Annotated in this window: 25 protein-coding genes; 14 read left to right on the forward strand and 11 right to left on the reverse strand. The window is 69.1% G+C overall.

Annotated features, from left to right (window positions below):
* Nucleotides 1-98 precede the first annotated feature (98 nt).
* The 3 genes from ABMA10_RS01765 to ABMA10_RS01775 all read right to left on the reverse strand — a co-directional run bounded on the left by ABMA10_RS01765 (nucleotide 99) and on the right by ABMA10_RS01775 (nucleotide 3700).
* Nucleotides 99-1487 carry an arabinose isomerase gene (locus ABMA10_RS01765; protein WP_431031119.1) on the reverse strand — a complete coding sequence of 463 codons (1389 nt, stop codon included), beginning with the start codon at nucleotides 1485-1487 and terminating at the stop codon, nucleotides 99-101.
* A gap of 125 nt (nucleotides 1488-1612) precedes the next feature.
* The gene (locus ABMA10_RS01770) at nucleotides 1613-2656 is read right to left on the reverse strand and encodes a LacI family DNA-binding transcriptional regulator (protein ID WP_347870069.1); all 1044 of its coding nucleotides are present in this window, start codon (nucleotides 2654-2656) and stop codon (nucleotides 1613-1615) included.
* Nucleotides 2657-2770: 114 nt separating this feature from the next.
* Nucleotides 2771-3700 carry an aldo/keto reductase gene (locus ABMA10_RS01775; protein ID WP_347870070.1) on the reverse strand — a complete coding sequence of 310 codons (930 nt, stop codon included), beginning with the start codon at nucleotides 3698-3700 and terminating at the stop codon, nucleotides 2771-2773.
* Nucleotides 3701-3762: 62 nt separating this feature from the next.
* Between ABMA10_RS01775 and ABMA10_RS01780 the strand changes: the two genes are divergently transcribed.
* The gene (locus ABMA10_RS01780) at nucleotides 3763-4161 is read left to right on the forward strand and encodes a PLDc N-terminal domain-containing protein (RefSeq protein WP_347870071.1); all 399 of its coding nucleotides are present in this window, start codon (nucleotides 3763-3765) and stop codon (nucleotides 4159-4161) included.
* Between the two features lie 239 nt (nucleotides 4162-4400).
* On the opposite strand, the gene rhaS is transcribed toward ABMA10_RS01780, so the two are convergent.
* The 4 genes from rhaS to ABMA10_RS01800 form a co-directional block, all read right to left on the reverse strand.
* The gene (gene rhaS, locus ABMA10_RS01785) at nucleotides 4401-5465 is read right to left on the reverse strand and encodes a rhamnose ABC transporter substrate-binding protein (RefSeq protein WP_347870072.1); all 1065 of its coding nucleotides are present in this window, start codon (nucleotides 5463-5465) and stop codon (nucleotides 4401-4403) included.
* A 66-nt stretch (nucleotides 5466-5531) separates the two neighbouring features.
* Nucleotides 5532-6629 carry an ABC transporter permease gene (locus ABMA10_RS01790; protein WP_347870073.1) on the reverse strand — a complete coding sequence of 366 codons (1098 nt, stop codon included), beginning with the start codon at nucleotides 6627-6629 and terminating at the stop codon, nucleotides 5532-5534.
* Nucleotides 6622-7689, reverse strand: coding sequence for an ABC transporter permease (locus ABMA10_RS01795; RefSeq protein WP_431031120.1), 1068 nt, complete (start codon nucleotides 7687-7689; stop codon nucleotides 6622-6624). Before ABMA10_RS01795 ends, ABMA10_RS01790 begins: the two co-directional genes overlap by 8 nt.
* Nucleotides 7686-9275, reverse strand: coding sequence for a sugar ABC transporter ATP-binding protein (locus ABMA10_RS01800; protein ID WP_431031121.1), 1590 nt, complete (start codon nucleotides 9273-9275; stop codon nucleotides 7686-7688). Before ABMA10_RS01800 ends, ABMA10_RS01795 begins: the two co-directional genes overlap by 4 nt.
* Nucleotides 9276-9481: 206 nt before the next feature.
* Here ABMA10_RS01800 and ABMA10_RS01805 point away from each other — a divergent pair, with 206 nt between their 5' ends.
* The 7 genes from ABMA10_RS01805 (at nucleotide 9482) to ABMA10_RS01835 (ending at nucleotide 16356) form a co-directional block, all read left to right on the forward strand.
* A complete protein-coding gene (locus ABMA10_RS01805) occupies nucleotides 9482-10201 on the forward strand; it encodes a response regulator transcription factor (protein ID WP_347870076.1) in 720 nt (239 codons plus the stop codon).
* Between the two features lie 8 nt (nucleotides 10202-10209).
* Entirely contained in the window at nucleotides 10210-11700 is a 1491-nt protein-coding gene (locus tag ABMA10_RS01810; protein WP_347870077.1) for a sensor histidine kinase, read from the forward strand.
* A gap of 247 nt (nucleotides 11701-11947) precedes the next feature.
* Nucleotides 11948-12979, forward strand: coding sequence for a LacI family DNA-binding transcriptional regulator (locus ABMA10_RS01815; RefSeq protein ID WP_431031122.1), 1032 nt, complete (start codon nucleotides 11948-11950; stop codon nucleotides 12977-12979).
* A gap of 530 nt (nucleotides 12980-13509) precedes the next feature.
* Complete coding sequence (locus tag ABMA10_RS01820; RefSeq protein ID WP_431031123.1) at nucleotides 13510-14166, forward strand: C40 family peptidase; 657 nt, start codon at nucleotides 13510-13512, stop codon at nucleotides 14164-14166.
* Between the two features lie 189 nt (nucleotides 14167-14355).
* Nucleotides 14356-15765 (forward strand): carboxylesterase family protein, encoded by a 1410-nt coding sequence (locus ABMA10_RS01825; RefSeq protein ID WP_347870080.1) that lies wholly within the window; start codon nucleotides 14356-14358, stop codon nucleotides 15763-15765.
* Nucleotides 15766-15853: 88 nt separating this feature from the next.
* Nucleotides 15854-16096 carry a type II toxin-antitoxin system prevent-host-death family antitoxin gene (locus ABMA10_RS01830; protein WP_347870081.1) on the forward strand — a complete coding sequence of 81 codons (243 nt, stop codon included), beginning with the start codon at nucleotides 15854-15856 and terminating at the stop codon, nucleotides 16094-16096.
* Nucleotides 16093-16356 carry a type II toxin-antitoxin system RelE family toxin gene (locus ABMA10_RS01835; protein ID WP_347870082.1) on the forward strand — a complete coding sequence of 88 codons (264 nt, stop codon included), beginning with the start codon at nucleotides 16093-16095 and terminating at the stop codon, nucleotides 16354-16356. Before ABMA10_RS01830 ends, ABMA10_RS01835 begins: the two co-directional genes overlap by 4 nt.
* A 13-nt stretch (nucleotides 16357-16369) precedes the next feature.
* Here the strand turns inward: ABMA10_RS01835 and ABMA10_RS01840 are convergent, their stop codons facing one another.
* The gene (locus ABMA10_RS01840; RefSeq protein WP_347870083.1) at nucleotides 16370-16936 is read right to left on the reverse strand and encodes a TetR/AcrR family transcriptional regulator; all 567 of its coding nucleotides are present in this window, start codon (nucleotides 16934-16936) and stop codon (nucleotides 16370-16372) included.
* Nucleotides 16937-16986: 50 nt separating this feature from the next.
* On the opposite strand from ABMA10_RS01840, the gene ABMA10_RS01845 reads away from it, so the two are divergent.
* The gene (locus ABMA10_RS01845; RefSeq protein ID WP_347870084.1) at nucleotides 16987-17352 is read left to right on the forward strand and encodes a hypothetical protein; all 366 of its coding nucleotides are present in this window, start codon (nucleotides 16987-16989) and stop codon (nucleotides 17350-17352) included.
* Here the strand turns inward: ABMA10_RS01845 and ABMA10_RS01850 are convergent, their stop codons facing one another.
* The 3 genes from ABMA10_RS01850 to ABMA10_RS01860 are packed head-to-tail and all read right to left on the reverse strand — an operon-like array spanning nucleotide 17353 to nucleotide 21393.
* Nucleotides 17353-17688 carry a hypothetical protein gene (locus tag ABMA10_RS01850; protein ID WP_347870085.1) on the reverse strand — a complete coding sequence of 112 codons (336 nt, stop codon included), beginning with the start codon at nucleotides 17686-17688 and terminating at the stop codon, nucleotides 17353-17355.
* 28 nt (nucleotides 17689-17716) lie between these two features.
* On the reverse strand, nucleotides 17717-18772 hold the full coding sequence (locus ABMA10_RS01855; RefSeq protein ID WP_347870086.1) for an LLM class flavin-dependent oxidoreductase: 1056 nt from the start codon (nucleotides 18770-18772) through the stop codon (nucleotides 17717-17719).
* Nucleotides 18727-21393 carry a glycoside hydrolase family 78 protein gene (locus ABMA10_RS01860; RefSeq protein ID WP_347870087.1) on the reverse strand — a complete coding sequence of 889 codons (2667 nt, stop codon included), beginning with the start codon at nucleotides 21391-21393 and terminating at the stop codon, nucleotides 18727-18729. The genes ABMA10_RS01855 and ABMA10_RS01860 overlap by 46 nt, the downstream gene beginning before the upstream one ends.
* 248 nt (nucleotides 21394-21641) lie before the next feature.
* Here ABMA10_RS01860 and ABMA10_RS01865 point away from each other — a divergent pair, with 248 nt between their 5' ends.
* From ABMA10_RS01865 to ABMA10_RS01885, 5 genes are all read left to right on the forward strand, one after another.
* Nucleotides 21642-23000 carry a Tm-1-like ATP-binding domain-containing protein gene (locus ABMA10_RS01865; RefSeq protein WP_347870088.1) on the forward strand — a complete coding sequence of 453 codons (1359 nt, stop codon included), beginning with the start codon at nucleotides 21642-21644 and terminating at the stop codon, nucleotides 22998-23000.
* Between the two features lie 2 nt (nucleotides 23001-23002).
* Nucleotides 23003-23827 carry a phosphoenolpyruvate hydrolase family protein gene (locus ABMA10_RS01870; RefSeq protein ID WP_347870089.1) on the forward strand — a complete coding sequence of 275 codons (825 nt, stop codon included), beginning with the start codon at nucleotides 23003-23005 and terminating at the stop codon, nucleotides 23825-23827.
* A 71-nt stretch (nucleotides 23828-23898) separates the two neighbouring features.
* Nucleotides 23899-24339, forward strand: a complete 441-nt coding sequence (locus ABMA10_RS01875; RefSeq protein ID WP_347870090.1) for a cupin domain-containing protein — start codon at nucleotides 23899-23901, stop codon at nucleotides 24337-24339.
* Nucleotides 24339-24734, forward strand: a complete 396-nt coding sequence (locus ABMA10_RS01880) for an AraC family ligand binding domain-containing protein (protein ID WP_347870091.1) — start codon at nucleotides 24339-24341, stop codon at nucleotides 24732-24734. The genes ABMA10_RS01875 and ABMA10_RS01880 overlap by 1 nt, the downstream gene beginning before the upstream one ends.
* A gap of 10 nt (nucleotides 24735-24744) precedes the next feature.
* Complete coding sequence (locus ABMA10_RS01885; RefSeq protein WP_431031124.1) at nucleotides 24745-25599, forward strand: NAD-dependent epimerase/dehydratase family protein; 855 nt, start codon at nucleotides 24745-24747, stop codon at nucleotides 25597-25599.
* Nucleotides 25600-25741 lie beyond the last annotated feature (142 nt).

A 25741-nucleotide genomic window follows, 5' to 3' on the forward strand; every position in this document is an offset into this window, starting at 1 on the left:
CACCTGCAGCTCCGTCACCGCACCTCGGACAGGTGGCGCCCCGGTCTGCACGCGTGCGGTGCGCCCGTTCGAGGGCGTCGAGCGACTCCGTGTCCCGCTCAGACCTGGCGGAAGTCGATCCCGAGGAGACTCGCCGCCGCACGGTAGTCGGCCGCGCGGTGCCCGAGCGACAACGACCAGTGGTGTCCGATACCCGTCGCACTCCACTCGTCGACCCAGACGCCCGGGTCACGTCCGAAGTCGACCCGGCTCGTCGTATTGCCGATCGCGAGCAGTGGTCCCGGAACGACCGTGCCCTCGGATGCGACGAACGCGAGGGAGCCGTCGCGGTCCTGTCCGAGCCCGAGCAGTGTGACCGGGCCCTGCCGGACGTCGAACTCGACGCTCACACCCCACCCGCGCTTGCCGTGGTAGACGCCGAGACCTCGGAGCAGTGGGTCGCGTGAGCTCACCGCGAGATGCGCCGGGCCGTCGTGACCCATCTCGACGACGTCGTCCTCGAAGTTCAGGGCCTGGATCTCGCAGAACGACCCGCCGGCCCCCACGACCTGTGTCGCGAGCTGCGCGACCGTCGTCCGCAACTCGTACTCGCCCGTCGTCGGGATGCCCCGTGCGGTGAGCAGCGATGCACCGAGGATCATCCCCGCGCCGAGTCGCTCGTGCTGCTCGCCGTCGCGACCGCGGTGGTAGTAGGCGAGGCTGTCGAGCGCGAACTCGTCGACCAGGCGGTCGAGCCCGACCGACACCTTCGCACCCCACGCGAAGTCGTCGTCGACCTCGGCGTCGGTCACCTCGTCGACGAGGACGCGCAGGTCGTCGAACTCCAGCACCTCGACGTGGGACCCGAAGGTGGTCGGCAGGAGCGTGAGGTCTGTCGACACGTCGAGCATCCCCGGGTAGACGTGGCCCATGAGGCCGTGGCGGGCGTGCCGCAGTGCCGCACGGACGTGGGCTGCGCGGATCCACTGGGAGATGCGCTCCCATGCCGATTCCTGACGGAGCCAGCCCGACACCGAGCGGAACGGGATGCCCGCGCGCCGGAACACGTTGCCGACCTCGGGAACGGGGCACTGCCCGCAGTAGGCGAGCCAGGCGCCGGTGTCGAAGCTCGTATGGTCCATCTTCTCGGTGGGCTGCAGGTCGATCACGAGCACCGGCGTGTTCGCCCGCTGCGCGATCGGCAGCACCATCGACGAGGTGAGGTAGGTGGTGAGGAACAGGACGATGAGGTCGCAGTCGCCCTGGCGGAGGCGTTCCGCTGCGGCGTCGCCCTCCTGGGCGTCGGAGATGAAGCCGACGTCGACGACCTCCGCGTCCATCTGCTGGAAGCGCTCGGAGACGTAGCGCGCGGACTCCTGCAGCTGGGGCAGGAGCTCGGGGAACTGGGGCCAGTAGGTGCCGAGTCCTCCGGCGACGAGGCCGATCCGCGGCTTGCGGCGCTCGTGCGGGGTGAGGAGCGGGTGCACGGCTGGGCTGGTGTGGGTCATCGTCGATCCTGTTCAGTGCGGGTACGGGTGATTTAATCGATTAAATTCTGGGTCGAAAGTACCCCAACGGGCCTCCGATGTCGAGTCGACCCCGGGTGCTCGTGTGCTCCTGCCGGGAATCGGCGTTACGGCGCCGACTCGCGGACGACGAGATGCGGCTGGAGGGTCCGCGAGACGTGCTTGTGCGACGAGCGGTCGGCGCCCAGCTCGGCGAGCAGGATCTCGACGGCGACCCGACCGAGTTCGTCCTTGGGCTGCTCGACCGTCGTGAGCGGCACCCGACCGTCGGCCGCGAGCGCGAGGTCGCCGTAGCCGACGACGGACACATCGTCAGGAACCGCGAGCCCACCGTCGTTCAACCCGCGGATCACGCCGAGCGCGAGCTGATCGTTGGTGCAGAAGACCCCGGCCGGGCGTGTTGTCTGCGCCGCGATCGCGCGGCCCGCGGTGCGGCCGGCGTCCACGGTCATCTCGTCCACGGTGTATTCGCGGAGGTCGTCGGGGTCGAGTCCTGCCGTCGTGAACGCGTCCCGGGCACCCGCGCGCCGATCGGCGCACTGCGGGATGGCGAGGTCGCCGTTCACCAGCGCGATGGTGCTGGAGGCATCGTGCACGGCGGCTCGTGCCGCATCACCGCGCCCGAGCAGGTGTGCGACGGCGAGCGCTCCACCGTGCACGTCGTCGATGGAGACCGAGCAGCCGGTTCCGGCCGGTGCAGTGCGGTCCATGAGGACGAGTCGGCTGCCCACTCGACGGAGCTGCGCGAGCCGGGAGGCGTCAGCGCTGAGCGGAGCGACGAGCGCTCCGGCCGCACGGTGCTCCGCGAGCATCTCGAAGTGCCGCAGCTCCAGATCGGGGTCGTCGTGGCTGACGCACAGGGCGACGGTGTAGCCGCGTTCGGCGGCAGCCTCGGTCACGCCACGGGTGATCGCCGAGTAGAAGGGGTTCGCGATGTCCGGGATGACGAGTCCGATGAGCCGGTTCGTCCCTTGGCGGAGCGTCGCCGCAGCGCGGTTCGGGACGAAGTCGAGCTCCTCGATCGCCGCCAGGACGCGTTCACGGGTTGCGGGGGCGACGATCTCGGGGCGGTTCAGCGTGTTCGACACGGTCGCGTTCGACACGCCGGCGAGTCTGGCGACGGCGGCGAATCCGATGTCGTGTTTCGCCATGCTGCCTCCCGTGTCGACTTCGAGCGTACCGGCTGCCTCATCTCCCACCGCACTGCAGGTGCACGGTCGCAAGCTGCCCGCGCAGCGCAGTGGGAGACCGACGCGATGACCGCCTTACGGCAGCGTGTGCCCCGCAGCGGTGAACAGGCGATACCACTCCTGCCGCGACAGTGCGATGTCGGACCCCGCGGCGGCGTCCTGGACGCGCGACGGCGTCGTCGTGCCGAGCACGACCTGGATGTTCGCGGGGTGACGCGTGATCCACGCCGTCGCGATGCCCGTCGGCGTCACACCGTGGGTGTCCGCCAGCTCGTCAAGTACGTCGTTCAGCTCGGCGTAGTGCTCGCGGTCGCCGAGGAACACGCCGTCGAAGAAGCCCTTCTGGAACGGCGACCAGGCCTGCAGCGTCATGCCGGTGAGTCGGCTGTAGTCGAGGATGCCGTTGTCGCGGTCGATCGACTGGTCGAGGCCGACCATGTTGGCCGCGATCCCCGAGGCGATGATCGGGGCGTGCGTGATGCTCAGCTGCACCTGGTTCACGACGAGCGGCTGCTCGACCGAACCCCGGAGGAGCTCGACCTGCGCCGGTGTGTGGTTCGAGACGCCGAAGTTCCGGACCTTGCCCGAAGCTTGCAGGGTGTCGAACGCCGAAGCGACCTCCTCGGGTTCCACGAGGGTGTCCGGGCGGTGCAGCAGGAGGAAGTCGAGATAGTCGGTCTTGAGGGCCGCGAGCGACTCGTCGACCGTGCGGAGGATGTGCTCCTCCGAGAAGTCGAAGAAGCCCGGGCGGATCCCGACCTTCGACTGGATGAGCACCTGCTCGCGTTCGGCGGCGGTGAGGGTGATCGCGTCGCCGAAGCGGCGTTCGCAGCCGTGGCGTTCGTCGCCGTAGATGTCGGCGTGGTCGAACACCGTCACGCCGGCGTCGCGTGCCGTGTGGAAGAGCGTGCGGATGGCCTCGTCGTCGAGGGGTTCGATGCGCATGAGTCCGAGGATGATGCTCGAGGCGGTGAGCTCGGTCTGTGGCAGGGGGATGGTCTTCATCGCTCCATCCTGTCGGTCACCGCCGACAGGCGCCACCGCAGCCTCTGCCTAGGATTGACGGCATGTTCGTGTTGTCGTTGCTGCTCATCGTCGCCACCATCGTGGCGCTCATCGACGTCGTGGGGCAGCCGGACCCGGTGGTGCGGAACCTGCCGAAGATCGTGTGGGTGCTGCTCATCGTGTTCATCCCGCTCATCGGCGTGGTGCTGTGGTTCACCCTCGGCAAGGACTGGTCGAACAGCCGGATCAAACTGCCCGAGTGGCGCGGACGCAGGCAGCCGCGCAAGCCGTCCCGCAGCGCCGGCTCGTGGGCGCCGCCGAGTCCGTCGCAGCCGGACCGCGCCGTGAACGACACGGAGCAGCAGCTCGCCGCCCTCGAACGCGAGATCCAGGCGGCGGAGGACGCCGAGCGCATCCGTCGGTTGGAGGCCGATTTCAAGCGTCGCGACGAAGAGGACTGACCCTCTCGCAACACACACCCATTCGCATCAACCTTTCTCAGGACGGCCTCGGCGTGTCGGGCCCCAGGTTCCTGCATTGGGGAGGACAGGCCGCGAGGGTCCTGAGAAAGGTCGGGGCCCCTCGACAAGCTCGGGGAGCGGATTTGGCTCGGGGAACGACCGTCGGCGCCACGAACGGGCCGGGTGCATGTGCACCCGGCCCGTCGTCACTGCTGTGTCACTCGTGACGCTCGCGACTCCTAGAAGTCGTAGTCGTCGATGTTGTCCGCGTTGAAGGTGGTCGGCGGGCCGACGATGACGGTGCCGTCCGCGCCCACCTCACGGTCGCCGAGGTCGCCGGCCTTGAAGGTGTCGCCCTCCTTGCCCGTGATCGTGCCCTCAGCGAGTGCCTTGCCGGCGAACGCGGCGACGTAGCCGAGCTGAGCCGGGTCCCACAGCGCGAACGCGGTGACGGTGCCGTCCTTCACGAACGGACGCATCTCGTTCGGAAGGCCGAGTCCGGTCAGTGCGACCTTCCCCTTGTACTCCGAGGTGGAGAGGTAGCGAGCCGTCGCAGCGATGCCGACCGTGGTGGGCGAGATGATGCCCTTCAGGTTCGGGTGCGCCTGCAGCAGCCCCTGCGCCTCCTGGAAGGACTTGGTGTCGTCGTCGTCGCCGTAGACCTTGGCGACGAGCGTGATGTCCTTGTAGTCGGGGTTCGACTTCAGCTCCTCCTCCATGTACTTGATCCACTCGTTCTGGTTCGTCGCGTTGGCCGTGGCCGAGAGGATCGCGATCTCGCCGGATCCGCCGATCTGCTCCGCGATGAGCTTCGTCTGGATCAGGGCGACGTCCTTGGCGACCACCTGGGAGATGAAGACGTCGCGGCAGTCCTTGCTGGTGTCGGAGTCGAACGCGACGATCTTCGCGCCGCCGTCGCGGGCTTCCTTGAGGGCAGGACAGACGGCGTCGGGGTCGTTCGCCGCGATGACGATGACGTTGGTGCCGGCCTGGGTCTCCGCGTTGATGAAGGACACCTGGCTGGACGCGCTCGCCTCGAGCGGGCCGACGACCTCGGTCGCGGTGAAGCCGGCAGCCTTGGCGCCGTCCTTGCCGCCGCCGAGGACGACGTCCGTGTACGGGTTGTTGAGCTGCTTGGGGATGAAGGTGATGCTCTCAGCAGCACCGGCGCCGCCCGAAGCGGAATCACCGGACCCTCCGGTTGAGCAACCCGTCGCGATGAGCGCGAGGGAGGCTGCTGCGGCGATGAGGGCCGCTGCGCGACGGGCTGAACGGCCCTGTGCGCGGTTTCGAATCGACTGCATTGTCTGTTCCTTTCTGGATACGCCTGGTGCTGTGGCGTGGGTTCGCCCCTGGTGCTGATCGGGAGATCAGTGCTGGGGCAGGCTGCGTCGGATCCGTCGGTGGTGGTTCCACTGCTTGATGGATTCGAAGATACTGGGGCCGACCACCGAGGCGATCAGCAGGGTGCCGGTCACGATGATGAGCACGACGTCGGACACACGCCCGAGGCGGAGGCCGTAATTGATGGTGCCGATGAGGAGGACGCCCGCGACCACGCCCGGGATGGACCCCTTGCCGCCGAAGATCGAGACACCGCCGAGGAGCACGGCCGCGATGACCGCGAGTTCGAGGCCGGAGGCGTTGTCGCTGCGGGCGCTGGAGTACCGGAGTGTCCAGAAGATGCCGGCGAGGGCGGAGACCCCGCCGGTCGCGACGTAGAGCCAGAACTTCGAGCGGGCGACCTTGATGCCGACGAAGCTCGCCGCCTCGGTGCTGAAGCCGAGCGCGTACAGGCCCCGACCGAACGGAGTCACGTGCAGGATGACGCCGAACGCGAGCACGACGACGAGGACGCCGACCATGATGACGGGGATGCCCGTCGAGCCGATCTTCGAGGTGAAGAAGGCGGTGAGGTCGGGCGGGAAGTTCGCGACGGCGTTGTCGCCGATGACGACGAGCGCGAGGCCGCGGAACAGTGCGAGCGTGCCGATCGTCACGGCGAGCGACGGCAGCCCGACCACCGCGATGAGGAAACCGTTGAAGGCCCCGGCGACGACACCGACGAGCAGACCGATGAACAGGACGAGCCAGATGTCCATCCCGCCGCCGGCCCACAGCACGCCGATGACCGCGCTCGTGAGACCCGCGGTGCTCGCGACGGACAGATCGATCTCTCCCGTGATGATCACGAGCGTCATCGGCATGGCGATGAGGAGGATCGGGATGACATCGAGGAGCAGGAAGCCCACTGTGACGGGTGAGGCGAAACGTGGGATGAGCAGGCAGGCGCCGATGACCACGACGAGCAGCGCGTAGATCATGATCGCGTCGCGGCCGAGCATGATCCGCGAGAGGCCGGTGCGGCCCTTCGGCTCGGACACGAGGACACCCGTGGTGTCGGTGCCGAGCGGGCCGGAGCCCTTCGTGAAGGGCGCCTTGGGCGCCGGGGTCAACAGGTCAGACATCGCGTGCCTCGCTCATTCGCAGTTTCTTGGCCGTACGGAGGCTGGCGACACGATCGATGATGATCGCGGCCAGGATGAGGATGCCCACGATCGCCTGCTGCCAGAACTTATCGACGCGCAGAGCGGTGAGGGCGCTGATGATGGTGGTGAGGAGGATGGCGCCGACCGCAGCACCGGCCACCGAGCCGCTGCCGCCGAAGATCGCGACGCCACCGACGACGGCCGCTGCGACCACGTCGAGCTCCATGCCCGTACCGGTCGTGGCGCCGACGGAGTTGAAGCGCGAGGCGTAGAGGACACCGGCGAGCCCTGCGAGCAGTCCGTTCGCGAGGAAGGCGAGGAACACGCGGCGGCCGACCGGGATGCCGAAGAGCTTCGCGGCGTCGGGGTCGGAACCGATCGCGTAGAGGTCACGGCCGGAGCGGGCGCCGGCCATGTAGACGGCGACGATCACGACGACCACGATCGCGATCAGCGTGATGACAGGGAAGCCGAGGACGGTGTCGACGGACAGGTTGCCGAACGCGTCGGGCCGGTCGTCGGCGAAGTACTGCGTGCCACCGGCCCACGCGTTGTTGAGCCCGCGGTAGATGTACAGCGTGCCGAGCGTGATGACGAGGGCTGGGACCTTCGCGATGGTGACGAGGGCGCCGTTGATCGCGCCGAGCACCGCACCGAGCAGCATCGCGATGAGGAACACGGCGATGATCGGCAGGTCGGTCGTCGCGAACATGGTGCCGGTGGCGAAGGCGACGAGTCCGAGGATCGAGCCCACGGACAGGTCGACGTTGCGGGTGATGATCACGAGCGCCTGGCCGACGGCGAGGATGATCATGATCGTCGCGTTGAGCAGGAGGTCCTTGAGCCCCTGCGCCGACAGGAACAGTGGGTTCGCGAGGTAGGTGACGAGCACGAGCACGACGAGCGCGATCGTCACGGGCAGTTCGCGCGGTCGGAGGATGGAAGCAATCGGGCCTGTCGTCCGCTCGGTCGACACGGTGACGGGACCGCCGCCGGGCGTGCCTCCACCCGTGGGCTTCGTTGCAGTGGTGTTCGTCATCGTGCGCCTTCCAGGGAGCCGGTCGCCGCGTGCATCACGGTCTCCGGTGTCGCTTCTTCGCGGGTGAGCTCTGCGGTGATGCGGCCCTCGTGCATGACGAGGACACGGTCGGCCATGCCGAGGACCTCGGGCAGCTCGGAGGAGATCATGAGGATCGCGATGCCACGACCGGCGAGCTCGGAGATGAGTCGATGGACCTCACTCTTCGTGCCGACGTCGATGCCGCGGGTGGGCTCGTCGACGATGAGGAACTTCGGCTCGGTGGCGAGCCACTTCGCGAGCACGACCTTCTGCTGGTTGCCACCGGAGAGCGTCGAGACCGCGTACTCCTGGGATCCGGTCTTCACCTGCAGGCGGGACGTCCACCCCTCCGCGGCCTCTCGCTCGCGCTTCCCGGAGATGATCCCGAAGCGGGCGAGCTGATGGCGGAGGGTGAGGGTGGCGTTCCGGGCGACGGACAGGTCCATGACGAGGCCCTGCTTGCGGCGGTCCTCGGGGACGAACCCCATGCCGGCGGTGATCGCCGCCTGCGGATCGCCCGCCTTGACCGGCTTCCCGCCGAGGCTCACCCGACCGGTGTCGTAGGGGTCGATGCCGAAGACGGCGCGGGCCACCTCGGTGCGGCCGGCGCCCACGAGCCCGGCAAGGGCGACGATCTCGCCGGCGCGCACCATGAAGGAGATATCGGTGAAGACGCCGGCGCGGGACAGTGCGTCGACCTGGAGGACGGCGTCGCCGACCTCCGTCTCCTGCTTCGGGAACAGCGCGGCGATGTCGCGGCCGACCATCTGACGGACGATCGCGTCCACCGTGGTCTCGGCTGTGGCGTGCGTGGCGATGTAGCGGCCGTCGCGCATGACCGTGATCCGGTCGCACAGCGCGAAGACCTCTTCGAAGCGGTGCGAGATGAACAGGATCCCGGCACCCTGTTCGCGAAGGCCGCGCGCGACCTGGAACAGGCGATCGACTTCGACACCCGACAGGGCGGCGGTCGGCTCGTCCATGATGAGGACCTTGGCGTCGAGGGAGATGGCCTTCGCGATCTCGATGATCTGCTGATCGGCGATCGACAGGCCTTCTGCGACGCGGTCGGGGTCGATCTGCACGCCGAGGCGGTCGAACAGTGCGCGGGCCGCCTTGCGCATCGCACCGGTGCTGATGAGGCCGAGTGCGTTCTTCGGCTGGCGTCCGATGAAGATGTTCTCGGCGACCGTGAGGTCGGGGAACAGTGTCGGCTCCTGGTAGATGACGGAGATGCCGGCGGCCTTGCTGTCGGCGACGTTGCGGAAGGCGACCGTCTTCCCGGCGAGCGAGAAGTCACCGGCGTCCGGCGTGTAGAGCCCGGCGAGGATCTTCACGAGCGTCGACTTGCCTGCGCCGTTCTCGCCGACGAGGGCGTGGATCTCGCCCGCCTCGATCTGGATGGTGCCGTCGGCGAGCGCGACGACGGGGCCGAAGGTCTTGGCCGCTCCGACGAGGGAGAGGGCTGGTGGTGCTGAGCGCGCCGGTTGCGCCGGTTGCGCTGACTGCGCTGGTTGCGCTGACTGCGCTGGTTGCGCTGACTGCGCTGGTTGGTCGATCGTCATTGAGGGTCCGTTCCTCCACGGTGAGGTGCTGCTCCCGGCGGTGGCGGTGATGCGGTCCAGGCGGCACGGGTCGTGCTGCGCTGAATCGATTCAGGGTCAGGAGCAACTGCACTGTATGGCGGTGCGGGAGCCGACGGCAAGGCGCATCGGCCCTTCCTGACAGGACCTTCAGAATCGCCGCCGGTGCCGTTTCGCCTAGGCTGTGGATGCTCGATGGCGACAGGAGGACGACCGTGCGGATCCTCGTCGTCGATGACGAACGCGAGATGGCCGGCCTCCTCTCCAGGGGCCTCGGCTCCGACGGGCACGACGTCACCACCACGTTCGACGGCGCGAGCGCGATCGATGCCGCGACGCAGGCGGCAGCAGGCGACGCCGGGTTCCAGGTCGCCGTCGTCGACGTGATGCTGCCGGGACTGTCGGGTTTCGACGTCTGCCGACAGCTGAAGGCCCTCGATCCGACGCTCGCCGTCATCCTCCTGACCGCGCGGGACGCCGTCGACGACCGAGTGCGTGGACTCGACGCGGGCGCCGACGACTACATGATCAAGCCGTTCGCATTCGCAGAGCTCGCCGCCCGCATCCGCGCCGTCCGCCGTCGCGACGCGCTCACCGTCCAACCGCGGTTCGACGTCGGTGGGCTGAGTCTCGACCTGCACCGGCACCGCGCGCGCGTCGGCGACCGGGACGTCCCCCTGAGCGGCACCGAGTTCGACGTGCTGCGGGTCCTCGCAGCGGAGCCCGGCGTCGTCGTCGCGCGAACGGCGATGTTGCAGGAGGTCTGGGAGACCTTCGACAACATCGACCCGAACGTCGTCGACCAGTACATCAGCCGGCTGCGACGCAAGCTCGACCTCGCCGGGGCAGGCGTGCGCATCATCACGAGCCGCGGCGTCGGGTTCTCGCTCGTCGCGGCGGAGAGCTGAGCGGGTCCGTGCTGAGCGGGTCCGAGGGGGATGATCGCGGGCAGCGCCGGGGTGGTCGCCGCTCCCGTGGCGGGCAACGGCACCACGGCATCCGCACCCGGATCGCCGGTGGCAGTCTGCTCATCGCCGTCGTCGTGTCGCTGTTCGCAGGACTCGCGATCAACGCGCAGCTCGAACGCATCGTCCGCGACGGCACCGTGCAGGCGCTCCGCAGCGACGGCGCCCAGTACGTGTTCGCACTGCAGGCGAGGCCCGACGACCCGCTGCAGGGCCCGGGTCTCGGCACGCGCATCGCCGTCGTCGCACCGGACGGATCGATCCCCGTGTTCAGCCTGCCGACCACCCTCGCGGCGCGACTGCCGGCGCTCGCCGCGACCAAGGAGGTCACGACCGTCGACGCAGGACGCGGTGCGAGCTACGTCCTGCTGTCGCAGGCGGTCACCGTCGGCGGCGACACCTGGTACGTCATCGCCGGTCGCGACGAGGCGGAGGAGACCACCGTGCTCGTGCAGATGCGGCTGCTGCTCGTCGGTTCGTTCGCGCTGCTCATCCTCGGCATCGCCGCCGGCGGTTGGGTACTGACGACCGTGTCGCTCCGGCCGGTGACGCGTCTGCGGGTGAGCGCGCAGCAGCTCAGCGAGCGATCGACGGCCGAGCTGCTGCCCGTCGGGCGCGCCGACGACGAGATCGCCCAGCTCGCGATCACCCTGAACGACCTCATCGAACGGTTGCGTGCGTCCGCCGATCGAGAGCGGCAGCTGGTGTCCGACGCCAGCCACGAGCTGCGCACACCGCTCGCGATCCTGCGCACCCAGCTGGAACTCGCGCGCCTCGAGGACGCATCGCGTGAGCAGTTGCTGGCCGACATCGAAGGGGCTGAACGGAGCGCGACGAGGCTGTCGGCCCTCGTGACCTCGCTCCTGGAGCTGTCGCGCATCGAGGCCGCGACGCCACCCGAGCGGACGACGGCCGCGGCGCTCGAGGCCGAGGCGCTGGAAGCGGTCGAGCGGGCGAGGTTCCGGATCGCGTCGGACCCGTCCCTGCGGGCTGTCGAGATCGAGTATCTCGGAGTGTTGGCGCCGGGCGGGGAGCGTTCGGGTTTCGCCGTCCGGGCGGACGACTTCGGGAGGCTCGTGGACAACCTCACGGGCAACGCGCTCCAAGCGCTGGGCGCTCGGGCTGTCGAGGAGGATTCGGTGCGGCAGGTGTCGGTGATGCTCGACGACTCCGGCGGTGTCCTCGTGTTGCGCGTCGCCGACACCGCCGGCGGGCTCGATCCCGCGTTCGAACCGCGCGCCTTCGAACGGTTCAGCAGACCGGACACGACACGTGCGGCGGGCCACGCGGTGGGGCACGGCTCGGGCCTCGGGCTCGCGATCGTCGCAGCGATCGTGCGGAACGCCGACGGCACGATCGAGCTCCGCAACCGCCCGGGCCACGGACTGGAGGTTGTCGTCTCCGTTCCCGCGGCTCCGTCTTCCACGGTCACCCCGTCCTGACCCCTCGCGTTTTCCCCCTTTCTTCCATTTCTCTTTTTCTCTTTCCCTAACTCAGGATCCCACCGGCGTGTCGGGAGGTGCCGCTCGCGGCTACGGGGCGACACGCCCTGCGCTTCCTGAGTTGGGGAAGGTGGATGGGTGATGGGTGATGGGCGGGGAGGGGTGACGGGTGAAACGACTCAGTGCGTGCGAGAATGAGCCAGCCCGCGCGCCGTCAGGTCTCGGGCCGGCTGGACGAAGGGGATCCGTGAGTGCGAGCGTGAAGGACGTCGCGGCGAAAGCCGGCGTCTCCGTCGGCACCGTCTCGAACGTGCTCAATCGTCCGGAGAAGGTCTCACCCGACACCGTCGAACGGGTGCACGCAGCGATCGACGAACTCGGCTTCGTGCGGAACGACGCCGCGCGCCAGCTCCGCGCGGGTCGCAGTCGCAGCATCGGGCTCATCGTGCTCGACGTCGGCAACCCGTTCTTCACCGATGTGGCCCGTGGCGCCGAGGATCGCGCGGACGGCGAGGGCCTGTCGGTCCTGCTCGGCAACAGCGACGAGAGCATCGATCGCGAGCGCGCCTACCTCGACCTCTTCGAGGAGCAGCGCGTGGGCGGCGTCCTCATCACCCCGCTCGGCGACGACCTCTCCCGGCTCGCACGACTCCGAGACCGCGGCACCCCGACAGTACTCGTCGACCGCCAGACCGACGACGCCAGTTTCTCGTCCGTCGCCGTGGACGACGTGGCAGGAGGGCGTCTGGCGGTCGAGCACCTGCTCGCGCTCGGACGTCGCCGGATCGCCTTCGTCGGAGGGCCGTCCTCGCTCCGTCAGGTCGTCGACCGCTTGGCCGGCGCGACCGAAGCGGTCGAAGCCGCGGTTGCGAACGGAACCGAGGCGACCATCGAGGTCGTCGCCACCGATTCGCTCACCGTGCTCCAGGGGCGGTCAGCCGGAGAAGCGCTGCGGGGGCGCTCTCGGGGCGACTGGCCGGACGCAGTGTTCGCGGCGAACGACCTCCTCGCGATGGGACTCCTGCAGGCGTTCAGCATGCTCGGCACCGTACGGGTCCCGGAGGACATCGCGCTCATCGGCTACGACGACATCGATTTCGCGTCGGCGGCCGTCGTGCCGCTGTCCTCGATCCGTCAGCCGAGCGCCCTCATCGGGCACACCGCTGTCGAGCTGCTGCTCCGCGAGGCCGCCGGAGACTCGGGCAGCGGGCCGCAGCAGGTCGTGTTCCAGCCAGAGTTGGTGGTCCGTCAGTCGACCGTTGGGCTCGATCTGTCCTGATCGGATCCACGCCGCCACCCGCGACGGGTGCGATGGCCGCTCTTCGGCGAGCAGCATTCAGCGCGTCCACAGGAGGCGCCAAGCGGAGGTTCCTCTCAGCATCGGCGACATAGGGTAGCCGTTTCGCCTTCCTCGGACCGGACAACCGGTCGACCATGGTCATCGAGGACCGGCCAGTGCCGGGGCGGATCTGCAGCCCCCACCGAGCATGAACCGAGCGCGCACCCCGACGCGACCGAGACCCAGGACGGTACCCCACCATGACCAGCCACACCCCTGCGCGCGCCCTCGAGCGCTTGCACCCGACCGCGGCGTCGCCCGCTCCCGCCCGATCCTCAGCCGGCGGCCGCCACGTCGCCCTCAGCCCGCGCGCCGCCCGTCGCGCCGCCTGAGCCGAGGACGCCCGATGGACCGACTCGGCAGCCGACGAACGTCGTCACGTCGACCTCGTCCCCGTCGTCAGTCCCTCTGCGACGCGTGCAAGACGCTCGTTCGCGAGGCGCGCCAAACCGTTCGCGACCCTCGGCGTCATGACCCTCGCGACCGGGCTCTTCGTCTCGGTCTCGATGCCGGCTGCAGCGGCCGGACTCGACGTCGATGCGGCGACCGGCGGAGCGATCCCCTCGGCCGCCACCATGCAGTCGGTCTCCTACGAGGCGCCGTCCACAGCAGCCGCAGTCCCGTTCGTCCGCGACGGCTATGGCGCGACCAGCCAGGAGGAGGTCGACGCCTCGTCTGCCGCAGCAGCTGCCGCTGCCGCTGAAGCGGAGGCTGCAGCGACGGCTTCGTCCGGTTCCTCAGGATCCACGGCGTCGGCGCAGACCTTCGCCGCCCCGGCGGTCGCCCGCTCAGGCGAGGCGATCCTCGCCTATGCCGCACAATTCGTCGGCGTCGTGCCCTACGGCAACGGCAACGACCCGTCCGACAGCTTCGCCTGCGACGGATACGTGCAGTACGTGTTCGCGGCGTTCGGTGTCTCCCTTCCTCGCGGTGCGGGCGCGCAGGCTGCGTCCGGTGTGCAGATCTCGGCATCCGAGGCCGTCGCAGGTGACCTCCTCTACTGGGGCGAAGGCCACATCGCGATCTATGACGGTGCCGGAGGCATGTACGACTCGCCCGACTGGGGGCGCTACGTCCAGCACCGCCTGAGCATCTGGGGCGACCCGGTCTACATCCGTATCCCGTAGGCCCCCTCCGGGCCGGGCCGTTCGGACGGTCAGCCGGTCAGCCGGTCAGCCGGTCAGCCGGTCAGCCGGTTCACAACTCCTGCTCCCTCGCCGCCGGGGGGAGAGCCCTGCCGCCGTTCCGGCCCGTGGCTTCGCTGTGAGTGCGATCAGCAGGAGTTGTGAACAGGTCGCGGGGGATAGCGTGGTGCGATGGACCAGCGTGTCGACGAAACGCCCGCGCCCGACGACAGCCGTGGGTTCGACAGCCGTGGTTTCGATACTCGCGGCTTCGAGACTGACCTCGGCGCGATCGTCGGCCGGGTCGACGGCGACGTGGTGCGGGTGCTCGGCATCCCCTACGCGCGGGCCGGTCGGTTCGAGGTGCCCGTGTCGACGGGGTTGCCACTGGCCGCGGGCGGTTCCGCCGCGCCGTACCTCGCGTTCGAGCGCTCGCCCGCCTCACCGCAGCGCACGTCGAAGGTTCTCGCCGCAGTCCTCGAGGGCGCCGGCGACGGCATGGTCGACTCCGAGGACTGCCAGGCACTGTCGATCACGCTCCCGGCCGACGTCCGGCCGGATGAACGCCTCCCGGTCATGGTGTGGATCCACGGCGGCGCGTACGTCACAGGTGCTGGTGACCTCGACCTCTACGACCCGCGCAGTCTCGTGGTGGAACAGCGGGTCATCGTCGTCTCGGTGACGTACCGACTCGGCATCCTGGGCTTCCTCGGCGACGGCGAGACGCTCCCCGCGAACCTCGGCCTGCTCGATCTCCTGCTCGCATTGCACTGGGTCCATGAGCACATCGTGTCGTTCGGCGGCGACCCGGCATCGGTCACGCTCTTCGGGCAGTCGGCCGGTGGCGATGCCATCGCGCACCTCATGATCAGCGACGGCGCAGCAGGGCTGTTCCAGCGTGCCATCCTGCAGAGCGCTCCGCTCGGCATCAGCAGCGGTCGTGCGCGCATGGCCCGCGCGATGATGCGGGCAGCCGGGACGCCGACCAGGGACACCCCGATCATCGAGCTGCTCGCCCTCCAGGAGGACGTCGAGCGGGCGGCGCGCAGGTTCGGTCTGCGGGGCGGTATGGCGTTCGGCACGCAGTACGGCCACGCGCCTCTTCCCGCTGAGGCGGACCGCGACCTGGCGTGGCGCGGTGCGGCATCACGCGTCGACGTCCTCATCGGCTCCACCACCGAGGAGACCCGCCTGTACGTGCCACTCATCCCGGCCTTCGCGAGGCTCACGGCTGCTCCACTCGTGGGTGGGGCGATCCGGCACACGCTCGTCGGTGCGACGACCCATCTGACCTACACGCGTGAGGCCCGGTCATTCGTCAAACGACATCGCGCTTCTGGTGGCCGGGCGACCCGATACGAGCTGCGCTGGGCGCCGACCGGCAGCCTGTTCGGCGCGGCCCACGTCACCGACCTCCCGTTGCTCCTCGGCTCGGAACAGTCCTGGGGTCGCACTGCACTCATCGGCTCCGCGACCTGGGCGGAGGTCGACCGTCGCGGCCGTCTCCTGCGCCAGATGTGGGCGGATTTCGCACGCGACGGAACGCTTGCGGCCGACGCGACCGCGGGCCTCGACGACACGATCACCCTCGATCGCGGCTGACTGAGTGCACATAAGCAACACATGGGGTCTTATGTAATTTGTGTACACAAGTGAGATCATCCGATTTGTGAATACCTTGAGCCGAAACGTGACGACACGAGACCTTCGCGAGGGATTGTCGGAGGTGTTCGGTCGTGTCGGGTACGGGCACGAGCGGGTCGGCGTAACCCGTCACGGCAAGCTGGCGGCGGTCGTCATCAGCGTCGAAGACCTTGAACTCCTGGAATCGTTGGAGGCTGCCCGCGACGCTCGGGAGTTGCGAGCTGCGAAGCGGGCAGATGACGGAGGGCGGGTGTCGCTCGAGCAGCTGCGGGGCGAGCTCGACGCGTGACGCCGTACGTCGTCGAGTTCACGACGGCTGCTGCTCGCGAGATCAGGAAGTTGGACCCGCAGCTGCGACGCCGCATCCTCGCCGGTATCGAGGACCTGGGTGTCGACCCGCGGCCGAATGGCGTCCGCAAACTGGCCGGGTTGGACAATGCCTGGCGAATCCGGATCGGTGACTACCGGGTGCTCTCTGAGATCGTCGACGAAGTCGTTCTCGTGACGGTGTTCCGCATCGCGTATCGGCGCGAGGTCTCTGACCGCTGAAGGCTCACTTCGTTCAGTGCCCGCCGGCGCCGACGAGTTCGAGGCACGCGCGGGCGTGGGCTCGCGCCGCTTCCGGCGTCGGGGCCGGCGTGAGCCCGAGGAGCCGTCGGCGGTGGGGTTCGCCGAGGAGGAGGGTGTACAGCTGCTCGGCCGGTGCGCCGACGTGGCGCGCGAGGAACCCGATCGAGCGGGCGGGTCCCGCGTCGTAGAACGCGGCAGCGACCTCGGGGAAGCGGGGTGACTCCGCGATCACGAGACGGTGGAGCGACACGGACACGTCGGAGTGGAGCGCGAGGACGAGCCGGGTCGCGGCGTCCTCGATCGGTACTCCTTCGGCGTCGATGTCGTCGTCCGCCAGGAGGTACCCGTGCTGTCGTGCCACGGTCGCGGTCAGGACGCCGGCGAGGTCACCGAACCAGGTGTAGATCGTCCGCTTGGTCGCGCCGGCGTCCGCGGCGATCGCTTCGATGGTCGTCCCGCCGAAGCCGAGGCGGGTGAACCGGTCTCTGGCTGCGTCGAGGATGGCGTCGCGACGACGGTCCCGTTCCGCCGCCGTCGGTCGACCACGCTTACTGTCCATGCTCTAATGATACGGTGTCGTTTCATTGTGTTCCGACTGGAGGAGTGAAGATGACGAGGATCCTGCACGTGGCGATCGTCGACGACTGGGAGGCAAGTCGCCCGTTCGGTGAATACGAGGTGTCGACGCGCGCGGTGCCGTTCGTCGACGCCGGCTTCGTCCGGGCGACGACGGACGACGGTCTGCCGTCCGTCCTGGCAGACGTGTACGGCACCCTGCATCTTCCGTTGCTGCTCATCGTGCTCGATGTCGACGAGTTGCGGGCTGCCGGTGCCGACGTCGTGCTCGAGCCGACTCCGCGAGTCCTCGCGCCGCTCCCGACCGACGGCCCAGCTGTCCTCGCGGTCCTCCCGCTCGAGCGGGACGCCTCCGGTGCATGGAAGGTTCCCGCGGAGTTGTCCGAGCAGCCGGCCTGATCAGCCGAGGAGGGTCTTCGGTTCGGTGAGGGTGGCGTCGAGGAGGGCGCCGAAGGAGCGGCTCTCGTCCTCGGTGATCCAGGCGGTGAAGGCGATGTGGAACGCGGCGGATTCGGGAGCACGCCATGCGTGTATCCGTTCATCACGCTGCTGCTCGTCGTGCTCGGTCCGCTCATCCTCGTTGAACTGCTGGATCAGCCGGACAGGTTCTTCCGCGCGTCGGACGCAGTGGTCGTGGGCATGACGCGCCCTCCTGAAGTGATGTGAGAATGCGTACCGCTCCGAGTCGCCGCCGCTGAGGTTGGTCGTTGCGACCGGGAGTTCACGGCCGAGCACGGGCTCGCGACATGATGTCCGGAACCCGCTATCCGAGCGCCGGCTTGATGTCGCGGACGATCGCCTCGAGGATCCGGGCGTTGAAATCCACGCCGAGCTGGTTCGGTACGGTCACGAGCACGGTGTCGGCGGCCTGGACGGCCGCATCAGCGGCCAGTTCCGAAGCGATCTGGTCGGGTTCGCCGATGAAGCTGCGACCGAAGCGTGCCAGCCCGCCGTCGAGGTGTCCGACCTGGTCCTTCGAGTCTGCCTGCGCGCGCAGCCCGAAGTAGTGGCGGGTCTCGTCGTCGATGAGCGGCAGCACGCTGCGACTCACGGAGACACGCGGCTCCCAGTCGTGACCGACTTCCGCCCAGGCGGCGCGGAACATCGCGATCTGCTCGGCCTGCAGCTGATCGAACGGCACGCCGGTGTCCTCGGTGAGGAGGGTCGACGACATCAGGTTCATGCCCTGCTCCGCCGTCCACACAGCGGTCTGTCGGCTGCCCGCACCCCACCAGATGCGCTGGCCGAGTCCGGGGGACTGCGGCTGGATCGCGAGCGCGCCACGGGAACCGGTCATCTGCGGGTTGGCCTGCGCGCCGCCGGCTCCGGCGAGAGCTGCCCGGAACACCTCGGTGTGAGCGCGTGCGACATCGGCATCGGTCTCGCCGTCTGCAGGCACGTAGCCGAACGACTCCGAGCCCCGAAGCGCCGTCTCGGGTGATCCCCGGCTGACGCCCAGCTGCAGTCGGCCGTCGCTGATGAGGTCGGTGGCGGCAGCCTCCTCGGCCATGTAGAGCGGGTTCTCGTAGCGCATGTCGATGACGCCGGTGCCCAGTTCGATCCGCGACGTCTTCGCGGCCATCGCCGCGAGCAGCGGGAACGGCGACGCGAGCTGCCGGGCGAAATGGTGCACGCGGACGTACGCGCCGTCCACGCCGACCTCTTCCGCCGCAACCGCGAGGTCGATGCTCTGCACCAGGGCGTCGCGCCCCGTGCGTACCTGCGACCCCGGTACGTCTTGCCAATGCCCGAAGGACAGGAACCCGATCTTCTTCACATGAGGTGCAGCGCTGATGTCGCCGGTTCTATTCCTCTGCATGGATACCCGACGGTGAACGAGTGCGACCCGCTCCGGACCGAGACGGGCTCGGCGCCCGGCAGGTCGACGACCGCGGACGTCCCGGTCGGGACCTCGATGTCGACGATGAGGTCGCCCTCCACCGTCCGCCAGGCGATCGACGCTCGACCGTAGGGCGTCAGGTGCGTCGCGGACGCAGACGTCAGGCCACCGCCGGGCCGCGGGCGGAACAGGATCGAGCGGTAGCCGGGGGCGGCCGGTGCGATACCGGCGACGACGCGATGGAGCCAGTCGGCGACGGCCCCGAGCGCGTAGTGGTTGAACGACGTCATCTGCCCGGGGTTCACGGTGCCGTCCGGCAGCAGGCTGTCCCAGCGCTCCCAGATCGTCGTGGCCCCCTGCTCCACCGCGTAGAGCCAGGACGGGCACTCGTCCTCGAGCAGCAGGTCGTACGCGCGATCGAGGTGGCCGGAGGTCGTCAACGCGTCGCTCACGATCGGCGTTCCGACGAAGCCCGTCGCGATGCGGTTGCCCGCGCCCGCGACGAGCGCGCTCAAGCGCTCGCCTGCCCGGTCGACCGCGGCTGGATCAGGCAGCAGTTCGAAGGCGATCGCGAGCGAGTAGGCGGTCTGCGCATCGCTCGACATCCGGCCGTCCTCGCCGACGTACTCGGCGAGGAACGCGGTGCGCGTCGCCTCGGCCAGTTCCGCGTAGTGCTGCGCCTCCTCGACCCGACCGAGTACGGCTGCGGTCTTCGCCAGGTGCGCCGTCGACCAGGCGGAGTACGCCGTCGCGACGAGGTACCGGTCGGTCAGCGAGTCGGCCGGGTTGCTCGGTGGTGCGGCCGGGTCGAGCCAATCGCCGAGCTGGAACCCGTCGTTCCACAGGTGGTCCGGGCCGGAGAGTCGGTGGACGAGATCGACCCACCGCCTCGCGCTGTCGTATTGGGCGGCGAGGATGCCGATGTCGCCGAAGCGCTCGTAGAGCACCCACGGGGTGAGTACGGCGACGTCGCCCCAGACTGCGCCGGGTCGGTTCGGCGTCCACTGGCCGTCGTCGGGGATGAAGGGCACGTACCAGGGCACGGTGCCGTCCTCGTGCTGTTCGACCGCGACGTCCTGCAGCCACGAACCGAGCATGCCCGACACGTCGTAGAGGAACGAGGCCGTGCGGGCGAACACCTGCAGGTCGCCCGTCCAACCGACGCGCTCGTCGCGCTGCGGGCAGTCGGTCGGGAGGTCGACGAAGTTGCCACGCATGCTCCACAGCACGTTCTCGTGGAGTCGGTCGACGCGTGAGTCGGAGCTCTCGAACCAGCCGGTGCGCTCGAGATCGGAGTGGTAGACGCGTGCGACGACGTCGCCGTTCGCGACCGCCGCATCGAGATCGCCGGGCCAACCGGTGATCTCGGCGTAGCGGAAACCGTGGATCGTGAAGCGGGGCTCCCATTCCTCGGCGGGTTCGCCGTTCGGGCCAGGTGCCCGCCCGGCGAGGGTGTAACTGTCGGTGGCCTTCGCCTCGCGGAGGGGGCGCGTGTAGATCTCGCCCTCCTGCATGACCTCGGCCGTGCGGATGGTGACGACGTCGCCGGCTGCGCCGGTGACGCGGATGCGCAACCGGCCGACGAGGTTCTGGCCGAGGTCGAGGATACGTGAGCCGGTCGGGCCGGTGAGCACGGCGATCGGTGCGAGCTCCTGCGTCGCGCGCACCGGCGCCTGGGGTGCGACGAAGGTGGCCGGGTCGCGGGTGCCGATCCGGACGCCCGACCATGCACTGTCGTCGAAGCCGGGGCTCGACCAGCCGTCCGGTTCCGCGCGGGCGTCGTAGTGTTCGCCGTCGTAGTTTCCGGAGCTGATGACGGGGCCGAACGCCGCGCGCCAGTGCTCGTCCGTGGCGATCGTTTCGGTGCGACCGTCGGCATAGTGGAGCTCCAACTGGGCGATGAGCGAGAGGTCGGAGCCGAACAGGTTCCGGAAGCCGCCGCGCCAGCCGAGCCGGCCCCGGTACCAGCCGTCGCCCAGCCATGAGCCGATGGCGTTCTCACCCGGCTGGAGCAGGGCCGTCACGTCGTGGGTGGCGGTGCGGAGTCGGTGCGCGTAGCTCGTCCAGCCGGGCGCGAGTGCTTCGTCGCCGACACGGCGGCCGTTGATCTCCGCTTCATAGACGCCGTGCGCCGTGATGTACAGGCGGGCGGATTCGAGTCCGTCGCCGACGGTGAAGTCGCGTCGCAGCAGCGGCGGCCGACGGGTGTCGCTCTCGAGTTCCTCGTCCCAGTCGGCCGCGACCGGCACTGCGACCCAGTCGGCGGGAGTGAGGAGGCCTGCCTCGACGGTCGCCGTCGGGCTCCAGTCGCCGGGTTGTCCGATATCGCCCGGCGACTGCACGGCTCCCCAGACGCGCACCCGGACGGCTGCGCGCTCCCGCGATCCGAGCGGCTCGCCCGGCCACGCGACGAGCACGGATTCGCCCGTCGCAACGCGGCCGGTGGTCGTCACGCGACCGCCGCGGGTGATCTCGACCTCGACGGCGTGCTGCTCCCAGCCGGCCGGACCGTCGTTGATCCAGCTGAGTCGTGGGCAGGCCTCGCCGATGCCGCGGGCGTCGCGGAGGTGCTCGAATCTGGGGGCGCTCGTGGTCACCATCGTGGCTGCTGGTCCTTTCGTCAGGCAGGGCGCGTCGCAACTCGCAAGGCGATCAGCTCTGACACGTTTCAAAATGTGATGCTACAGGCAAGACAAGCTCAAAGGCGAGAGTGCGCAACGCATTCTTGACACGTTTCAAAACCTACAGCAGGATGGAGTAGCCGAGGACGTCGCCGACGTTCCGCCGGACGGGGCGCGCTGCATGAGCGGGTGGCCCGAGCTCACGACGACGACGATGGAGAGCGACCATGACAACAACCCAGGCAGCCGAGCCCCGCCCGACGCCCGGAACGCCGACCTCGCGCACCGGCCGGCCCGTCGTCGTCCTCGTCGGCACGCTCGACACGAAAGGCGTCGAATACCAGTGGGTCGCGGATCGGCTCGACGCCTCGGGCGCCGAGGTCATCGTCGTCGATGCCGGCACGAGGCCGCCCGAGGGCTTCACCAGCCGAATCGATCACCCGTCCGCGGAACTGGCAGCGGCTGCAGGCACAGACCTGCAGACGCTCCTGGCGGCGTCGGACCGCGGTGCTGCGGTGACTGCGATGGCAGAGGGCGCGGCCGTGGTCGTCGGTCGCCTCCACGCCGCGGGGCGGCTCGACGCCGTCCTCGCCCTCGGTGGCAGCGGCGGTTCCGCGATCGCCGCTCGAGCCGTGCGCGACCTCCCCGTCGGAACGCCCAAGCTCATCGTGTCGACGATGGCCTCGGGCGACGTCTCGCCCTACGTCGGCGCGAGCGACGTGACGCTCATGTACAGCGTCGTGGACATCGCCGGCGTCAATCAGGTGTCGCGCGCGGTGCTCGGGAATGCGGCGGCGGCCGTCGTCGGAATGGCTGCTGCGGCCAAGGCGCGAGCCGACGAGACCGCGCACGACGACCGACCGCTCATCGGCGCTTCGATGTTCGGCGTCACGACCCCGGCGGTCGATGCCGCGCGCGGACGCCTCGACGAGCTGGGCTACGAAGTGCTCGTGTTCCATGCCACCGGCTCGGGCGGTCAGGCGCTCGAGTCACTCGCCCGGAGCGGGATGCTCGCTGGTGTGCTCGATCTCACGACGACGGAACTCGCCGACGACCTCGTCGGGGGTGTGCTCACTGCAGGACCCGACCGGCTCACTGCCGCAGGCGCCTCCGGGGTGCCGCAACTCGTGAGTCTCGGGGCGCTCGACATGGTGAACTTCGGCCCGCGCGACACCGTGCCGGACCGCTTCACCGATCGGGAGTTCTTCGTCCACAACGCGACCGTCACGCTCATGCGCACCACCGAGGACGAGAACCGCGAGCTTGGCACTCGGATCGGTTCGAAGCTCGCCGCCGCGACCGCCCCGACGATCCTGCTCGTCCCGCGCGGCGGCGTCTCAGCGCTCGACGCCGACGGACTCCCGTTCCACGATCCCATCGCCGACTCTGCGCTCATCGATGCCGTCCTCGCGGAGGTCGAGGGCAGTGCTGTCACCGTCATCGACCGGCCGGAGCACATCAACGACCCGGCGTTCGCGATCCTCGCGGCCGACACCCTCCACGCCCTCGTCGGTGCGAACACGGGAACCATCGGCACCGGCACCACGGGCCACAGCACCACCGACCTCGGAACGGACAAGGACTGATCATGGACAGGACCATCGCACTCCAACGACTGCGCGCCACCGTCGCTCGCGGCGAGGCCGTCATCGGAGCCGGAGCCGGAACGGGCATCTCGGCGAAGTCGGCAGAAGCCGGGGGCGTCGACCTCATCATCATCTACAACTCCGGTCGCTACCGGATGGCCGGACGTGGATCGCTGTCGGGCCTGCTCGCATACGGCGATGCGAACCAGGTCGTCGTCGAGATGAGCCGGGAAGTGCTGCCGATCGTCCGCGACACCCCGGTGCTCGCCGGCGTGAACGGCACCGATCCCTTCCGGATCATGGAGCGCTTCCTCGACGAGCTGAAGACGATGGGGTTCACCGGCGTCCAGAACTTCCCGACCGTCGGGTTGTTCGACGGCGTCTTCCGGCAGAACCTCGAGGAGACGGGCATGGGTTACGACCTCGAGGTCGACATGATCCGGCTCGCCGCCGAGCGCGAGCTCCTCACCGCACCGTACGTCTTCGACGTGGAGTCGACGATCGCGATGACCGAAGCCGGCGCCGACGTGATCGTCCCGCACATGGGCCTCACGACGGCAGGCACCATCGGGGCGACGACGGCACTGAGCCTCGCGGAGTCCGCGCGCCGCGTCCAGGAGATGCACGATGCGGCCGTCGCGATCAACCCCGACGTCATCGTGCTCTGCCACGGCGGCCCGATCGCGGAGCCCGAGGATGCGGCGTACATCCTCGCCAATACGACGGGTGTCGCCGGCTTCTTCGGCGCGTCATCGGTGGAGCGGCTGCCGACGGAACGCGCGATCAAGCGCCAGATCGAGGACTTCAAAGCCATCCAGACCACGTGAACCACCCGGACAGCACCCGGTAGCCACACTCCACAGCCATACCCCACAGCCACCACTCGATGAGGAGCATCATGACTGAAACCACCATCACCTCCGCCACGGCAGGACGCCGTCCCGACGAGGTCCCCACCCGCGTCTTCGACTGGGGCACCATCAAGTGGCTCGTGACCCCGCACCTCGACGAGGGCGCAGGCCTCACGGTCGGTGAGGTCATCGTCTACCCGGGCCAGGGGCACGCACCGCACCAGCATCCGGGCGAGGAGAAGGTCATCTCGGTGATCTCCGGTGAGGGAGTGCAGACGGTCGGCGACGGACCTGCGTTCCCGATCCGCGAGGGCGACGCCGTGTACATCCCGAAGGACACCGTGCACTCGACGTACAACACGACGTGGCGTCCGCTCCGCCTCTCCGTCGTCTACACGCCGGGCGGCGCCGAGACGGGACTCGACGGACTGCCCGATGCACGCATCCTCGACGCCGGTGCGGCTCCGAGCTGGAAGCAGGACCGCTGATGCCGGTGATCGAACCAGGTTCCTGGGTCCACCCCGGGTCGAAGCCGGACTGGAGTGAGATCGGCACGATCGGTCGCTTCGCGGTGTCGGTGGACGGTGGCCGGTTCGATCGCCACCACCATGACGACCACGAGATCTGGTTCATCACCGAGGGCAAGGGCAAAGTGCTGGTCGACGGTGCTGAACACTACGTGCAGTCGGGAGACATCGTGCTCACGCAGGCGGGCGACACCCACGACATCGTGGAGGTCTACGAGACGATCCGCGGCTTCTTCACCGAGACGGGTCTGCCGGTCGGCGGTCGGGTGGGCCACCTCCACGCCGACGAAGCGGACGCTGCCGGGCACGTCGTGGCGGCGCTCCCGCTCCCCGTCGACTTCCCGGCCCGACCCTAGGATCGTCAGCATGCGCATCGCCGTCACCGGGAGCTCGGGCAAGCTCGGCTCCGCCACCGTCGCCCGCCTGCTCGCCGATGGGCACGAGGTGCACGGCCTCGATGTCGCCGGGGCCGCCGGACCGGGGTTCACCCGGGTGGACCTGACCGACTACGGCCAGACGATCGACAGCCTCCTCGGTGTCACCGCCCGGTTCTCCGGCCTCGACGCGGTCGTGCATCTCGCGGCGATCCCGGTGAACGGCCTCGTCCCGGACGCGGCGACGTTCCACAACAATTCGACGGTGTCGTTCAACGTGCTGCATGCGGCGATCCGGGCGGGCATCCGGACGATCGTCACGGCGTCGAGCATCACGGCGATGGGCTTCCCGTTCGAGGAGGCTCCGGAGTTCCTACCGATCGACGAGACGGTGAGTCGCGCGAACAACACCTACGCTCTCGGCAAGATCGCGGAGGAGGCGATGGCCGCGCAACTCGTGCGGTGGGCGGAGAGTCTGTCGATCACGGCTCTGCGGTTCACGAACGTGGTCGCGCCGGGGGAGTACGGCACGTTCGCGCGTGCCGCCGAGCCCGGCTATCGACGCGATCTGCTGTTCAGCTACGTCGACTCGCGTGATGGCGCACAAGCCGTGGCGCTCGCGCTCCAGCACGCTGAGCCGGGTTTCGAGGTCTACGACGTCGCGGCCGCGGACAACGGTACGGCCCACAGCTCTGCCGAACTCGCCGCGACCCATTTCCCGGGCGTGCCGATCCGTGAGGGCTTGAGCGAGTACGAGACCCTGATGTCAATCGATAAGGCGCGCGACCGCCTCGGCTACACGCCTGCGCACGGCTGGCGCACGGAGTTCGCCCGGGAGTCGGTGTAGTCGGCGCTGCCGATCCGGTCGCGACCGCGGCGCTTGGAACCGCTTCAGGGTTCCGGGCAGGGCGCAACCCCTCGGGGCCTCGATCCTGGGCGACGTACCGTTGCCGCATGAGCACTGATGCAGAGCACACGAACGCAGACGA

Origin of the sequence: Plantibacter sp. RU18 (genome assembly GCF_050613355.1) — a bacterium.
Lineage (GTDB): Bacteria > Actinomycetota > Actinomycetes > Actinomycetales > Microbacteriaceae > Plantibacter.